Origin of the sequence: Pseudomonas sp. 7P_10.2_Bac1, from assembly GCF_025465935.1 — a bacterium.
Classification (GTDB): domain Bacteria; phylum Pseudomonadota; class Gammaproteobacteria; order Pseudomonadales; family Pseudomonadaceae; genus Aquipseudomonas.
In genome coordinates this window covers 1-13,667 of sequence record NZ_JANLNV010000034.1, presented here as the reverse complement: position 1 = coordinate 13,667, position 13,667 = coordinate 1, and the positions used below count along the sequence as shown (strand labels likewise).

Below are 13,667 nucleotides of genomic sequence, written 5' to 3'. Positions count from 1 at the left end.
AGGCGTTATGACACCCACGGCGATGAGCGGATGATCTCGACAAAGTTCATTGGCTTGAAAGTCGGGTCGATGTCCACCAGCACGTCGGCGTTCACCGTGCCGAAGGTGGTGTCGGGGCGGTGTTTGAAGCCGTTGGCGAACGCGCAGAGGATGCACTCCTTGAAGCCTTCGCCACGCGGGTGCGCATGCACCACGGCTTCACGCTGTTCAGTGGGGAACGCGGCATAGTCGATGCCCAGCACGTCCATTTCTACCCCAGCCGTCACCAGCGCCACGTTAGGCCGCAGGTGTTGCGGCACGCCCGGCGTGGTGTGCAGCGCGATGGCCAGCCAGACTTGCTCGACATCATCGTCGCTCAGGCCAAACGGCTTCATGAAAGCCTTGGCGTTGTTGGCACTGTCCACTTCAAAACGCTCGTTGTCCGTGCGATGGCCTTCCACCAGGCCCAGGTCGTGGAACATGGCCCCCACGTACAGCAACTCAGGATCATAGGCCAATTGCTTGCGCTGACCACTCAGCGCGCCGAACAAGAACACGCGGCGCGAGTGGTGATAGAGCAGATCAGACTCCACATCACGGATGTATTCGGTCGTAGCTTTGGCCAGGGCGCTGTCCGGAATGGCGATGCCTGCAATGGTCTGACTCATGGCGAACTCCTCGATCAAGCGCCGGGGTGGCGCTGTTGGAATCAGTGTGGACCGCGACCTTGATGGCAACAATCGTCATCCAGGTGCGATTCGTGCCAATCAGGTGACAATGCCGGCCATGCCTTTTGGGCAGGCTTGCCACACTGGGCGATGCCGGTATTTGATGTATCACCCCGCAGACGGCTCACTCTGATGACCATGAACATAGCGTTGATCGTTTTTCCCGGCGTGCAGGCGCTGGACGTTACCGGCCCGATGGATGTGTTTGCCGAGGCCAATGCCTTTGTGCCGCCCGAAAAGCGCTATCAACTGGACGTGCTGGGGTTAGAGGCCGGGTTGCTGACCTGCTCGAACGGCCTGACGATCCAGGCGCATCGGCATTACACCCAGGCCAGTCGCGACTATGACCTGGTGCTGTGCGCAGGGGGGCCCGCGTTGCCGGACCAAGATTTCGGCCCGGCGTTTTATACCTGGCTACGCACGCTGTGCCATCACTCGCGGCGCTTCGGCTCCATCTGCAACGGTGCACTGATGCTTGCCCGCGCGGGCCTGCTCGACGGCCGCCACGTGACCACGCACTGGGGTGATGTGGCAGCCCTGGCCCGCGTGTGCCCGACCGCCAAGCTGGAGGCCGATCGCTTGTATGTGCAGGACGACAACCTCTTCACCTCGGCTGGGGTGACGGCCGGGATTGATCTGTCGCTGTACGTGTTGAGCCAGGACCATGGCCCAGAAGTCGCCTTGAGCGTGGCCAAACGGCTGGTGGTGTTTACCCAGCGTTCGGGCGGGCAGTCACAGTTCAGCCCGTTTTTGACCGCGGCCACCCCTGAGGACTCGCCGGTGGCGGTGGTGCAACAGTTTGTGCAGGCAAACCTGCGCGCGGATCTGACCATCAGCGAATTGGCGCAAGCGGCCAACATGAGTGCGCGTAATTTTTCACGGGTCTTTGCACGGGAAACCGGCATCACGCCCGCGCAGTTTGTTGAAGGCGCACGAGTGGATGCGGCGCGGGCACTGCTGGAAAACCCGGCCTTGGCCCTCAAGACGGTGGCGTACGAATGCGGGTTCAGGGATGCCCATCACCTGCGCAGCGTGTTCATGCGCAGGCTGGGCGTGTCGCCGCAGCAGTTCCGGACGAACTTCGCGGTCATGGTGTAACGAGTTTTCCTGTGTAGGCGCGAGCTTTTTTGATCTTTAAAAGATCGCGAGGCAAGCTCGCGCCTACAGGTCAATCGTTTAGAAATCACCCCACAGTTGCTGGGCCACGGCCAGCGCTACTACGGGCGCGGTTTCGGTGCGCAGCACACGTGGGCCGAGACGGGCCGGCTGGAAACCTGCCGCCTGGGCGTGCTCCACTTCGTTGTCGGTCAAGCCGCCTTCCGGGCCGATCAAAAAGGCTAGGCGCGCGGGCTTGGCGTGGCTGGTCAACGGCTCGGACACCGGGTGCAGCACCAGTTTGAGATCTGCCTCGGTGGTTTTGATCCAGTCGCTGAGCAGTACCGGCGGGTGAATCACCGGCACCCGTGAACGGCCACACTGCTCACACGCACTGATCGCCACTTGCCGCCAATGCGCCAGGCGCTTGTCCGCACGTTCGTCCTTGAGCCGCACTTCACAGCGCTCACTCATGATCGGGGTAATTTCTGTCACGCCCAGTTCAGTGGCTTTCTGAATCGCCCAGTCCATGCGCTCGCCACGGGACAACCCTTGACCCAGGTGTATGGCCAGTGGCGACTCGACCCGCCCGGCAACGGTTTGGTCGAGCACTACTCGCACGCGCTTTTTGCCGACTTCCAACAGCCGCCCCAGAAACTCCTGACCCGAGCCGTCGAACACCTGCAGGGCATCGCCCTCGGCCATGCGCAGCACACGCCCAATGTAATGCGCCTGGGCTTCAGGCAGTTCATGTTCACCGAGGCTCAAGGGGGCATCGATAAAGAAGCGGGACACTCTCATTTAAATTCTCTGTAAAAAGTCCCCGTGTATGAGCGAGCTTATCTCGCGATCTTTTGACTTTAAAAAAGATCGCGAGACTAGCTCGCTCCTACACAGGATTGAAATTAACCCGGATCGCGGAAGTCAGGATGGAAGTCGGCAGGCACGGCCACGCTGACGTCCGTGCGCGTCGCGATGTCGATCCCTTCACTGGCCACTTCGGCCAGGAAGTCGATCTGCTCAGGGGTGATCACGTAAGGCGGCAAGAAATACACCACACTGCCCAGCGGGCGCAACAACGCACCCCGCTCCAGCGCGTGCTGAAAGACTTTCAGGCCGCGGCGTTCCTGCCAGGGATAAGCCGTTTTGCTGGCCTTGTCCTGAACCATTTCAATGGCCAGCACCATGCCCGTCTGACGGACTTCAGAGACATGCGGATGGTCGACCAGGTGCGCCGTGGCGCTGGCCATGCGCTGGGCAAGGGCCTTGTTGTTTTCAATGACGTTGTCGTCTTCAAAAATATCCAGCGTGGCCAGCGCCGCCGCACAGGCCAGCGGGTTGCCGGTGTAGCTGTGGGAATGCAGGAAGGCGCGCAGGGTTGGGTAGTCGTCGTAGAACGCGCTGTACACCTCATCGGTGGTCAGGCAGGCCGCCAGCGGCAAGTAGCCACCGGTCAGGGCTTTGGACAAGCACAGGAAGTCGGGCGTGATACCGGCCTGTTCACAGGCAAACATCGTCCCGGTGCGGCCAAAACCGACGGCGATTTCGTCGAGGATAAGGTGCACGCCATACCGATCACAGGCTTCGCGCAGCAGCGTGAGGTACACCGGATGGTACATGCGCATGCCGCCCGCGCCTTGAATCAGCGGCTCGACGATCACTGCGCTAATCGTGTCATGGTGCTCGGCCAGAGTCTGTTCCATGGCCTGGAACATCGTGCGCGAATGGGCTTCCCAGCTCACGCCTTCAGGGCGCAAGTAGCAATCGGGGCTCGGCACTTTGATCGTGTCGAGCAGCAGGGCCTTGTAAGTTTCGGTGAACAGCGGCACATCGCCCACCGACATCGCGGCCATGGTTTCGCCGTGGTAACTGTTGGTCAGGGTCACGAAGCGCTTTTTAGCGGCCTGCCCGCGATTGAGCCAGTAGTGAAAGCTCATCTTCAGAGCCACTTCGATGCACGACGAACCATTGTCGGCATAGAAGCAACGGTTCAGGCCCTGCGGCGTCATCTTCACCAGGCGCTCAGACAACTCGATCACTGGCTGATGGCTGAAACCGGCCAGGATCACGTGCTCCAGTTGATCAACCTGATCCTTGATGCGCTGATTGATGCGCGGATTGGCGTGGCCGAACACGTTGACCCACCAGGAACTCACGGCATCCAGATAACGTTTGCCCTCGAAGTCTTCGAGCCACACGCCTTCACCGCGCTTGATCGGGATCAGCGGCAACTGTTCGTGATCTTTCATTTGGGTGCAGGGGTGCCATAACACGGCAAGATCGCGCTGCATCCATTGATTATTCAGGCCCATTTCCACTCCTCTGACGCGGGTTCCCGGCATGTGCGGGCAAACAAGCCTGCAAGCCTATGCAATGCGCAAGCTGGTAACAAGTGATTACGCTTATCCCTCAGCGCCAGGTATTTGCATACGTGGGGCGTCTCGGCATAAAACAGATCCAGCAGCTCGTGTTAACGCTTGCTTAATACTTCAATCTCAGTCTACAAATCGTATTTATCGATGATTCACAGCAAAAAAATGCGCTTTCATTCGATAGGTAAATCATTAGTCTTAACGTCAATTCCCACAGGATGTTGGCAATGCAGCTACGTAACTCGTCTTCTCGCTATGGTGCTGTAAGCGTTTTCCTGCACTGGTCAGTTGCATTGGTAGTGTTCGGATTGTTTGCGTTGGGCTTGTGGATGGTGGGTCTGGACTACTATGACCCTTGGCGTAAAGCAGCGCCGGACCTGCATAAAAGCATCGGTCTGACGTTGTTGGCGGTGATGTTGATCCGCGTTGTCTGGCGGTTAGTCAGCCCGCCGCCGCCTGCTCTTGAAAGCTATAGCCCTGCCACCCGCATCGGCGCCAAGTTCGGTCACGCTTTTCTGTACTTGAGCTTATTTGCGGTCATGGCCGCAGGGTATTTGATCTCTACAGCCGATGGCGTTGGTATTCCTGTCTTCGGTCTGTTTGAAGTACCGGCACTGATATCCAGCCTGCCCAATCAGGCTGAATCTGCTGGCAGTGTGCACCTGTGCCTGGCCTGTTTTGTGGTGTTTTTCGCTGTATTGCATGGCCTGGTCGCTTTTAAACACCACTTTATTGATCGTGATGCGACCCTTAAACGTATGCTGGGCCGCAAAGACTGATGCTCAACCTCAATTCAAAAGGAATAGAACGCATGTTGAAAAAAACGCTCGCTGCTTTGGCTCTCGGCACTGCCTTGCTGACCGCCGGCCAAGCCATGGCTGCCGACTACACCATCGATAAAGAAGGCCAGCACGCTTTCATCGACTGGAAAATCAGCCACTTGGGCTACAGCTTTGTTCACGGTACGTTCAAGGACTGGAAAGGCACTTTCTCGTGGGATGCCACCAAGCCTGCGGACAGCAAGATTGACGTGACCCTGCAAACCGCCAGCCTGTTCTCCAACCATGCAGAACGTGACAAGCACATCGCCAGCAAAGATTTCCTGGACGTGGCCAAATACCCTGAAGCGACCTTCAAGTCGACCAAGGTTGTGCCAACCGGCGACAAGACAGCTGACGTGACTGGCGACTTGACCCTGCACGGCGTGACCAAGCCAGTGACCTTCAAGGCCACATTCAACGGCGAAGGCAAAGATCCATGGGGCGGCGAACGCGCTGGCTTCAACGCTACCACCACCCTGAACCTGAACGACTTCGGCATCAAGGGCCCGGGCCCAACCGCTCAGACATTGGACCTGGACATCTCGCTGGAAGGCGTGAAGGCCAAGTAATAGCGCTGGTAAACGGCTAAAAAACGCCCCGGCTTGTGAGAGCCGGGGCGTTTTTTTGTGTGAAGAGCAGGAGCCCCCTCACCCTAACCCTCTCCCGGAGGGAGAGGGGACTGATCGCGGGGTATTCAGAAGCAGCATCGTTCTGCCAAACCGCAGCAAATCTAGAGCATCCCCCAATCGGCTCCCTCAGGGAGAGAGCTGGGGTGAGGGTTTTCAGAAGCAGCAGCATTCTCCCAGACCGCAGCAAATCTAGAGCATCCCCCAATCGGCTCCCTCAGGGAGAGAGCTGGGGTGAGGGTTTTCAGAAGCAGCAGCATTCTCCCAGATCGCAGCAAATCTAAAGCATCCCCCAATCGGCTCCCTCAGGGAGAGAGCTGGGGTGAGGGTTTTGAGGAGCAGCAGAATTCTCCCAGACCGCAGCAAATCTAAAGCATCCCCCAATCGGCTCCCTCAGGGAGAGAGCTGGGGTGAGGGTTTTCAGAAGCAGCAGCATTCTCCCAGACCGCAGCAAATCTAAAGCATCCCCCAATCGGCTCCCTCACCCTCTGGGAGAGGGCTGGGGTGAGGGGCTTTTGATCCAAAAAAAACGCCCCGGACTTTTCAATCGAGGGCGTTTTTCATGCAGCGTTCACTCAGCGGTTGCGAGTCAGTAACGCTGGCTTTTCACCGCGTGGGCGGTTAGGCAGTTGATCCAGTTGCTCAGGGGTCAAAAAGCGATCGCTTTTGGATTCCTTGTGCATGATCTTCGGCTGGGTCGGACGTGGGCCTTTAACCGCTGGCTCCTGACGCGTGTTATCACGCGGTGGACGGCTGTCGCGACGGGCCTGGCCGTCACGTGGCGCGCCATTGCGTGGGCCGCTGCGTTTGGCTGGTGGGGTACCTGTGCTAGTACCGCTACCAGTACGCGGACCATTCTGGCGGCCGCCCGAACGGGTCGAAGTGCCTGCACCCGCGCCCTGCGCCGGAGCGCCCGGACGGCGGTCGCGGCCCTGGCCGTTCTTGTTCTGGTACGGGCTAACGTAGTCAGCGCGGTTACCAAAGTTGTCGATGTCGTCATCACGGAATTCGTCCGGCGCACGGTTGGCATCTGGACGCGGAATCGACTGACGCGGCTCACGGGCAGGCTGGCCTTCGCGTGGCTTGCGCTCACGAGCCGGACGCTCAGCCCGTGCAGCAGCTGGCTTGTCTTTGCCCTTGTCCTTGCCTTTGTCTTTACGACCACCGCCACCGCCCGGGTTACCCGGACCATCGCCACGAGGGCCGCGTGGCGGATTGCGCGGGTTACGACCCTCGGGACGCTCGCGCACTTCCGGCTTTTCAGCTTCTACGGTACTGGCGTCAAAACCCATCAGGTCGCCATCGGCGATTTTCTGCTTGGTCATGCGCTCAATGCTTTTCAGCAGTTTTTCTTCGTCCGGCGCTACCAGCGAGATGGCTTCGCCCGAACGACCGGCACGGCCCGTACGGCCGATACGGTGAACGTAGTCTTCATCAACGTTAGGCAACTCGAAATTGACCACATGCGGCAACTGGTCGATGTCCAGGCCACGCGCGGCAATGTCGGTGGCAACGAGGATGCGCACCGAACCCGCTTTAAAGTCAGCCAGGGCTTTGGTCCGCGCGTTCTGGCTCTTGTTACCGTGGATGGCCACAGCGCTGAGGCCGTGTTTGTCCAGGTATTCGGCCAAACGGTTGGCGCCGTGCTTGGTTCGGGTGAAAACCAGGACCTGTTCCCACGCACCCGCCGTGATCAAGTGCGCCAGCAAGGCACGCTTGTGGGTGGCAGGCAGGCGGAAAACGCGTTGTTCGATGCGCTCGACCGTGGTGTTGGGCGGGGTCACTTCGATGCGCTCAGGGTTGCGCAGCAGCTTGCCAGCCAGGTCGGTGATGTCTTTGGAGAAGGTCGCCGAAAACAGCAGGTTTTGACGTTTGGCGGGCAGACGGGCGAGAACTTTTTTCACGTCGTGGACAAAGCCCATGTCGAGCATCCGGTCGGCTTCATCGAGCACCAGGATTTCAACGTGGGACAGGTCAACACTGCCTTGGCCGCACAGGTCGAGCAAACGACCCGGGCACGCTACCAGTACATCAACACCGCGGGCCATGGCTTGAACCTGGGGGTTCATGCCAACGCCGCCGAAAATGCAGGCACTGACAAACTTCAAATCGCGCGCATAAAGCTTGAAGCTTTCATGTACCTGAGCGGCGAGTTCGCGGGTCGGGGTCAGGACCAGCACGCGCGGTTGGCGTGGGCCGTGACGCTGGGATTTGTCCGGGTGGCCGTTGGGAAACAACTTTTCCAGAATTGGAAGAGCGAAGCCGCCGGTTTTACCAGTACCTGTCTGAGCCGCAACCATCAAATCGCGACCTTGCAACACGGCGGGAATGGCCCGCTGTTGCACCGGAGTAGGCTCGGTATAGCCCGCGTCTTCAATTGCGCGGACCAAAGCCTCGGAGAGACCGAGGGAAGCAAAGGACATGAGTAATCCTGTTCTAGTTAGGGCTTGGCCCAAAGGGATAGTCTTGCCTGGCGTGAATGGCGTTTAAGGAGACGCAATCCCGTCCGGTCCTGCTCCAGTCCCAAGGTCCATTAACACCGCTCGCGCGGGCTGAAAGCTGCGCAGTCACGGGGTTGAATGCCAAGTACAAGGACGAGCGGCCGGGCGTAAGCCTGGCGGAAAACCCGGAGTATAACAGAGCAATCACGGCGCGCCGATTTCATGCTGCTCAACGGTTTTGTCGAGCGCCATGGCACACAACCCGTGGGAGCGGCTTGCTCGCTCCCACAAGGGAATGCGGCTTTGATCAGCGTGGCAGCTTCAGGTTGTTCCAGATCGCCAGGCTCGGCTCAGACTGGTTCAAGGTATAGAAGTGCAGACCTGGTGCGCCGCCATCGAGCAGACGCTCGCACATTTCGCTGATCACTTGTTCGCCGAACGCCTGGATGCTGTTGGCATCATCGCCGTAGGCTTCCAGTTGCTTGCGAATCCAGCGTGGGATTTCAGCACCACACGCGTCAGAAAAACGCGCCAGCTTGCTGTAGTTAGTGATCGGCATGATGCCCGGCACGATCGGGATCGTGACACCGGCAGCCCGAACGCGCTCAACAAAGCGGAAGTAGCTGTCGGCGTTGAAGAAGTATTGGGTGATCGCACTGTCGGCGCCGGCGTTGGCCTTGCGCACGAAGTTGCTGATATCGTCTTCGAAATTGCGCGCCTGAGGGTGCATTTCCGGGTAGGCCGCCACTTCAATGTGGAAGTGATCGCCGGTTTCTTCACGAATGAAGCTCACCAGGTCATTGGCATAACGCAATTCGCCACTGGCCATGCCCATACCCGAAGGCAGGTCGCCACGCAGCGCGACAATACGCTTGATACCTGCACCCTTGTACTGGGTCAGCAGACCGCGCAAATCGTCCTTGCTGTCACCGACGCACGACAAGTGCGGGGCGGCAGGGACTTTGGCTTCGCTCTCCAGTTGCAGCACGGTGTTGATCGTGCGGTCACGGGTCGAGCCACCGGCACCGTAGGTGCAGGAGAAAAAATCGGGGTTGTAGGTCGCCAGTTGGCGAGCCGTGTTCATCAGTTTTTCATGTCCAGCATCGGTCTTGGTCGGGAAGAACTCGAAGCTGTAACGACGGTCTTGGGACATTGAGAAGCTCCCAGCTACAAGCTGCAAGCTTCAAGCGCCAAGAGCCCGGTATGTCGAACTCTCACGCTTGAAACTCAAAGCCCAAAGCTGCAAAAAGCGAAAAAAGAAACAGGCTTCAAGCCCCGAAGCGCAAGTAAACGAACTGCTCTTACTTGCCGCTTGAAGCTTAAAGCTTGCAGCTATCGTTAGTAACGATACGCTTCTGGTTTGAACGGACCTTCGACCGTCACGCCGATGTAGTCTGCTTGCTGCTTGGTCAGTTGAGTGACCACGCCACCGAAGCCGCGAACCATTTCCAGGGCCACTTCTTCGTCGAGTTTCTTCGGCAGAACTTCTACGGTCAGACGCTCAGCTTGCAACTCGGCCGGCATGTCAGCGTACTTCTGCGCATACAGGAAGATTTGCGCCAGCACCTGGTTGGCAAACGAACCGTCCATGATGCGGCTTGGGTGACCTGTGGCGTTGCCCAGGTTTACCAGACGGCCTTCGGCCAGCAGGATCAGGTAGTCGTCGTTCTGTGGGTCGAATTCGCCAGCGCCAGTACGGTGAATCTTGTGTACTTGCGGCTTCACTTCTTCCCATGCCCAGTTCTTGCGCATGAAAGCGGTGTCGATTTCGTTGTCAAAGTGACCGATGTTGCACACCACTGCGCGTTTTTTCAGCGCAGCCAGCATGTTCTTGTCGCACACGTTGACGTTACCGGTGGTGGTCACGATCAGGTCGATCTTGCCCAGCAGTGCCTTGTCGATGCTGGCAGCAGTGCCGTCGTTTTGACCGTTGATGAACGGCGAAACCACTTCAAAGCCGTCCATGCACGCTTGCATGGCGCAGATCGGGTCAACTTCGGACACCTTGACGATCATGCCTTCCTGACGCAGGGACTGAGACGAACCCTTACCCACGTCACCGTAGCCAATCACCAGCGCTTGCTTGCCGGACAGCAAGTGGTCAGTGGCGCGCTTGATCGCATCGTTCAGGCTGTGACGGCAGCCGTACTTGTTGTCGTTCTTGCTCTTGGTGACCGAGTCGTTCACGTTGATGGCCGGGATCTTCAGCTCGCCCTTGGCCAGCATGTCCAGCAGACGGTGTACGCCGGTGGTGGTTTCTTCCGTCACGCCGTGGATCTTTTTCAGCATGTCCGGGTACTTCTTGTGCAGCAGCTCAGTCAGGTCGCCGCCATCGTCCAGGATCATGTTGGCGTCCCATGGCTTGCCATCCTTGAGGATGGTTTGCTCCAGGCACCACTCGTACTCTTGCTCGGTCTCGCCTTTCCAGGCAAAAACCGGGATGCCGGCAGCAGCGATAGCGGCAGCGGCCTGGTCCTGAGTCGAGAAAATGTTGCACGAAGACCAACGTACTTCGGCACCCAGGGCAACCAGGGTTTCGATCAATACGGCAGTCTGGATGGTCATGTGAATGCAGCCCAGAATCTTCGCGCCCTTGAGCGGTTGTTCGGCAGCATACTTGCGACGCAGGCCCATCAGGGCTGGCATTTCAGATTCAGCGATGAAGGTTTCACGACGACCCCACGGGGCGAGGGACATGTCAGCGACTTTGTAGTCGGTAAAACCTTCAGGCGTGTTTACAGCGCTCATTGAGAGCCTCCATTCGTTTAATCGCGAATGGGCGCCGTTGTGCGTTTAGTGCCTGCCCAGGGAGCCCTGGACAAACAACGCCCCATCCGAGCCTGACAGGTTGAACCTGCTGCAGCGCCCCTCGGACAGGTGGCGGGAAAACGGTACCGGGTGAACATGACCGTTTTTGAAGCGAGGGAGAGTATAGCCATCCGCGCCTTGGTTCCCAAGGCTTATCCAAGGCTTTTTTATTCGCTCAATCGAGACCATAGTCCAAGGTTAATAGAGCTCAGCGCCGAGGTCTGACATCATGGCGCACATCTCAGGCAAGACGGTCAGGAGCGAATATGAATTTTCACACCCGCAAATGGGTTAAACCCGAAGACCTCAACCCCAATGGCACCCTGTTCGGTGGCAGCCTGCTGCGCTGGATCGACGAAGAAGCCGCGATCTATGCGATTGTTCAACTGGGCAATCAGCGCGTCGTCACCAAGTACATCTCCGAAATCAACTTCGTCAGCGCCTCGCGCCAGGGCGACATCATCGAGCTGGGCATTACCGCCACCGAGTTCGGTCGTACCTCCATCACCCTGACCTGTGAAGTGCGCAACAAGATCACCCGCAAAAGCATCCTGACGGTGGACAAAATGGTCTTCGTCAACCTGGGTGAAGACGGCCTGCCAGCGCCTCACGGCCGCACTGAAATCAAGTACGTCAAAGACCAGTTCCAGGATGAAAACCAGGCCTGATTGCCTGTGACCTTGTAGCCGCTGCGGCAGGTTGCGATAGGACCGCAGGACCTTCAACCCAAGGTTCGCTACGCAATCCATCGCAGCCTTAGGCAGCGGCTAGAGGTTTTCAGTGAACAGCGGCTGATGGCGCGTGTCGTACGCTTATACACGCCACCGGCCATCCGCTCATGAACACTGAAAACAGCGGCAAAACCCCCAACCTGTCGGCTGATGAAAAGCACGACATCAGCAAAAGCCAGCCACCGCGCGCTGCCGTCCTGCACGAAATCATTCGTCTGCAAGGTGATCAGGAACTGGAACGCAGCATTGCCGCCCTGTTCTGGTCTGCCCTGGCGGCGGGCCTGACCATGGGCTTATCGCTGATGGCCATGGGTTTGCTCAACTCACGCCTGCCCGATGCCGAAGCGTTCAAGGTCATCGCCAGCTTTGGTTATTGCGCGGGTTTTCTGGCGGTCATTCTCGCGCGCCAGCAATTGTTCACTGAAAACACCCTGACGGCGGTATTGCCGATCATGAGCAAACCCACGCTGAACAACTTCGGGCGGTTGCTCCGGCTTTGGTCGGTGGTGCTAATCGGCAACCTGATGGGTACTTTTCTGGTGGCCTACGTGATGCTGCATTTACCGATTTTCGATACCCCGACCGACGAGGCCTTTCTGGAAATAGGGCGCAAGGTCATGGAAAACGACGTCAGCCAGATGTTCGCCAAAGGCATTGTCTCGGGCTGGATGATTGCAACCATGGTCTGGATGATCCCGTCCATGGAGAGCGCCAAGATGTGGATCATCATCCTCATCACTTACCTGATGGCGCTCGGCGACTTTACCCACATTGTGGTCGGCACCGCTGAGGTGTCCTATCTGGTGTTTGCCGGCGAATTGCCGTGGAAAGACTTCTGGCTGATCTTTGCCGGCCCGACACTGGCCGGCAACATCATCGGCGGCAGTTTTATCTTCGCCTTGATCAGCCACGCGCAAATTCGCAGTGACACCAAAAAGCCGCGCAAAAAAGCGTAATACGGCCCTGTTGGAGCGAGCTTGTCTTGCGATCTTTTGATCGTTTAAAGATCGCGAGACAAGCCCCTACAGTCGTCTAGATCACATAATGGGCGATGGCCACAAAGTGCAGCAGACTGCCGCAGATGACGAACAGGTGCCAAATGCCGTGGGCATGCCGCAAGCGGTGATCCAGGGCAAAAAAGATAATCCCTACGGTGTACATCACCCCGCCCGTGGCCAGCCAGATAAAGCCCGCAGTCCCTAGCGCAGCCAGCAAAGGCTTGACCGCCACCAGCACAATCCAGCCCATCACCGCGTAAATCACGATCGACAAAATGCGCGCTTCAGAGCGTGGCTTGATCTCTTGCAGCATGCCGATCACCGCCATGCCCCAGACAATCCCGAACAGCGACCAGCCCCACGGCCCGTGCAGCGTCACCAGGCAAAACGGGGTGTAACTGCCGGCAATCAGCAGGTAAATCGACAGATGATCAAACTTCTGCATGATCACTTTCGAACGCCCGCGCACGCTGTGGTAAACCGTCGACACGCTGTACAGCAGCACCAGCGTCACACCATAAATGGCCGCACTGACTATTTTTTGCGGACTCCCGTCCAGACACGCCACCACCAACAACCAGATACTGCCTGCCGCAGCCGCCACAGCCCCCACAAGATGGGTCCAGGCGTTGAGCTTTTCCCCGTGATACATGTGCAACATCCTCAATAGCCGATAGTGCGACTGTGCCACCCTGTTACAACATAAGGGCCAACGTCGCGACCTTAAAGGGCAAAGGTGGTGATCCTCAGGCGCGACACCTGGCCGGGCGCCACTTGGCTGACCCGCAGGCAAGGCTTTGGAGCGAGCAAGCGATCACCGTCAATAAGTCTGAATACCCAAAGTCTGACTCTTAACCCCGTGCCCCGTTCAAGCCGTTGTTGAGTGCGGCTGATCAAACCCTGTAGCAATGCTATAGGCCGCGTTGTACGCGCGGTCAAAGCGGCTGGAAAAAGACCGTTGTGTATTGCCTGCCTCTTTCGGGCGATCCATTGCTAAAGCCATAACTCCGTGTAGGAGCGGGGGGTGGGGGGGGGGGTTTTTAAAGTACAAAAAAATCTTGGGGACCT

General features: G+C 58.2%; 12 protein-coding genes and 1 riboswitch. Of the genes, 5 read left to right on the top strand and 7 right to left on the bottom strand.

What is annotated here, in order from left to right:
• Positions 1-5 precede the first annotated feature (5 nt).
• Positions 6-647: an HD domain-containing protein gene (locus tag NTD86_RS06505; protein WP_262201335.1), complete on the bottom strand. Its 642-nt coding sequence runs from the start codon at positions 645-647 to the stop codon at positions 6-8.
• Between the two features lie 192 nt (positions 648-839).
• Between NTD86_RS06505 and NTD86_RS06500 the strand changes: the two genes are divergently transcribed.
• Positions 840-1,805: a GlxA family transcriptional regulator gene (locus NTD86_RS06500; RefSeq protein ID WP_262201334.1), complete on the top strand. Its 966-nt coding sequence runs from the start codon at positions 840-842 to the stop codon at positions 1,803-1,805.
• Positions 1,806-1,883: 78 nt separating this feature from the next.
• Here the strand turns inward: NTD86_RS06500 and NTD86_RS06495 are convergent, their stop codons facing one another.
• A complete protein-coding gene (locus NTD86_RS06495) occupies positions 1,884-2,603 on the bottom strand; it encodes a 16S rRNA (uracil(1498)-N(3))-methyltransferase (RefSeq protein ID WP_262201333.1) in 720 nt (239 codons plus the stop codon).
• Between the two features lie 104 nt (positions 2,604-2,707).
• Positions 2,708-4,114 carry an adenosylmethionine--8-amino-7-oxononanoate transaminase gene (locus tag NTD86_RS06490; RefSeq protein WP_262201332.1) on the bottom strand — a complete coding sequence of 469 codons (1,407 nt, stop codon included), beginning with the start codon at positions 4,112-4,114 and terminating at the stop codon, positions 2,708-2,710.
• A gap of 287 nt (positions 4,115-4,401) precedes the next feature.
• Here NTD86_RS06490 and NTD86_RS06485 point away from each other — a divergent pair, with 287 nt between their 5' ends.
• The gene (locus NTD86_RS06485; RefSeq protein ID WP_262201331.1) at positions 4,402-4,953 is read left to right on the top strand and encodes a cytochrome b; all 552 of its coding nucleotides are present in this window, start codon (positions 4,402-4,404) and stop codon (positions 4,951-4,953) included.
• 32 nt (positions 4,954-4,985) lie between these two features.
• Positions 4,986-5,564, top strand: a complete 579-nt coding sequence (locus NTD86_RS06480; RefSeq protein ID WP_262201330.1) for a YceI family protein — start codon at positions 4,986-4,988, stop codon at positions 5,562-5,564.
• Positions 5,565-6,196: 632 nt separating this feature from the next.
• Here the strand turns inward: NTD86_RS06480 and NTD86_RS06475 are convergent.
• The 3 genes from NTD86_RS06475 to ahcY all read right to left on the bottom strand — a co-directional run bounded on the left by NTD86_RS06475 (position 6,197) and on the right by ahcY (position 10,810).
• Positions 6,197-8,044 carry a DEAD/DEAH box helicase gene (locus NTD86_RS06475; RefSeq protein WP_262201329.1) on the bottom strand — a complete coding sequence of 616 codons (1,848 nt, stop codon included), beginning with the start codon at positions 8,042-8,044 and terminating at the stop codon, positions 6,197-6,199.
• A gap of 325 nt (positions 8,045-8,369) precedes the next feature.
• The gene (metF, locus tag NTD86_RS06470) at positions 8,370-9,215 is read right to left on the bottom strand and encodes a methylenetetrahydrofolate reductase [NAD(P)H] (protein ID WP_262201328.1); all 846 of its coding nucleotides are present in this window, start codon (positions 9,213-9,215) and stop codon (positions 8,370-8,372) included.
• A gap of 185 nt (positions 9,216-9,400) precedes the next feature.
• Entirely contained in the window at positions 9,401-10,810 is a 1,410-nt protein-coding gene (ahcY, locus tag NTD86_RS06465) for an adenosylhomocysteinase (RefSeq protein ID WP_262201327.1), read from the bottom strand.
• 22 nt (positions 10,811-10,832) lie between these two features.
• Positions 10,833-10,939: riboswitch (S-adenosyl-L-homocysteine riboswitch) on the bottom strand.
• Between the two features lie 197 nt (positions 10,940-11,136).
• Here ahcY and NTD86_RS06460 point away from each other — a divergent pair.
• The gene (locus NTD86_RS06460; protein ID WP_047279442.1) at positions 11,137-11,538 is read left to right on the top strand and encodes an acyl-CoA thioesterase; all 402 of its coding nucleotides are present in this window, start codon (positions 11,137-11,139) and stop codon (positions 11,536-11,538) included.
• Between the two features lie 170 nt (positions 11,539-11,708).
• Complete coding sequence (locus NTD86_RS06455; RefSeq protein WP_262201326.1) at positions 11,709-12,557, top strand: formate/nitrite transporter family protein; 849 nt, start codon at positions 11,709-11,711, stop codon at positions 12,555-12,557.
• A 76-nt stretch (positions 12,558-12,633) separates the two neighbouring features.
• On the opposite strand, the gene trhA is transcribed toward NTD86_RS06455, so the two are convergent.
• A complete protein-coding gene (trhA, locus tag NTD86_RS06450; RefSeq protein WP_048370921.1) occupies positions 12,634-13,251 on the bottom strand; it encodes a PAQR family membrane homeostasis protein TrhA in 618 nt (205 codons plus the stop codon).
• Positions 13,252-13,667 lie beyond the last annotated feature (416 nt).

Excerpts from the sequence above, each read along its gene's own strand:
- NTD86_RS06480 (WP_262201330.1), top strand. The coding sequence starts at position 4,986 with ATGTTGAAAAAAACGCTCGCTGCTTTGGCTCTCGGCACTGCCTTGCTG.
- NTD86_RS06500 (WP_262201334.1), top strand. The coding sequence starts at position 840 with ATGACCATGAACATAGCGTTGATCGTTTTTCCCGGCGTGCAGGCGCTG.
- NTD86_RS06505 (WP_262201335.1), bottom strand. The coding sequence starts at position 647 with ATGAGTCAGACCATTGCAGGCATCGCCATTCCGGACAGCGCCCTGGCC.
- NTD86_RS06460 (WP_047279442.1), top strand. The coding sequence starts at position 11,137 with ATGAATTTTCACACCCGCAAATGGGTTAAACCCGAAGACCTCAACCCC.
- trhA (WP_048370921.1), bottom strand. The coding sequence starts at position 13,251 with ATGTATCACGGGGAAAAGCTCAACGCCTGGACCCATCTTGTGGGGGCT.
- NTD86_RS06485 (WP_262201331.1), top strand. The coding sequence starts at position 4,402 with ATGCAGCTACGTAACTCGTCTTCTCGCTATGGTGCTGTAAGCGTTTTC.
- NTD86_RS06490 (WP_262201332.1), bottom strand. The coding sequence starts at position 4,114 with ATGGGCCTGAATAATCAATGGATGCAGCGCGATCTTGCCGTGTTATGG.
- NTD86_RS06475 (WP_262201329.1), bottom strand. The coding sequence starts at position 8,044 with ATGTCCTTTGCTTCCCTCGGTCTCTCCGAGGCTTTGGTCCGCGCAATT.
- metF (WP_262201328.1), bottom strand. The coding sequence starts at position 9,215 with ATGTCCCAAGACCGTCGTTACAGCTTCGAGTTCTTCCCGACCAAGACC.
- NTD86_RS06455 (WP_262201326.1), top strand. The coding sequence starts at position 11,709 with ATGAACACTGAAAACAGCGGCAAAACCCCCAACCTGTCGGCTGATGAA.
- NTD86_RS06495 (WP_262201333.1), bottom strand. The coding sequence starts at position 2,603 with ATGAGAGTGTCCCGCTTCTTTATCGATGCCCCCTTGAGCCTCGGTGAA.
- ahcY (WP_262201327.1), bottom strand. The coding sequence starts at position 10,810 with ATGAGCGCTGTAAACACGCCTGAAGGTTTTACCGACTACAAAGTCGCT.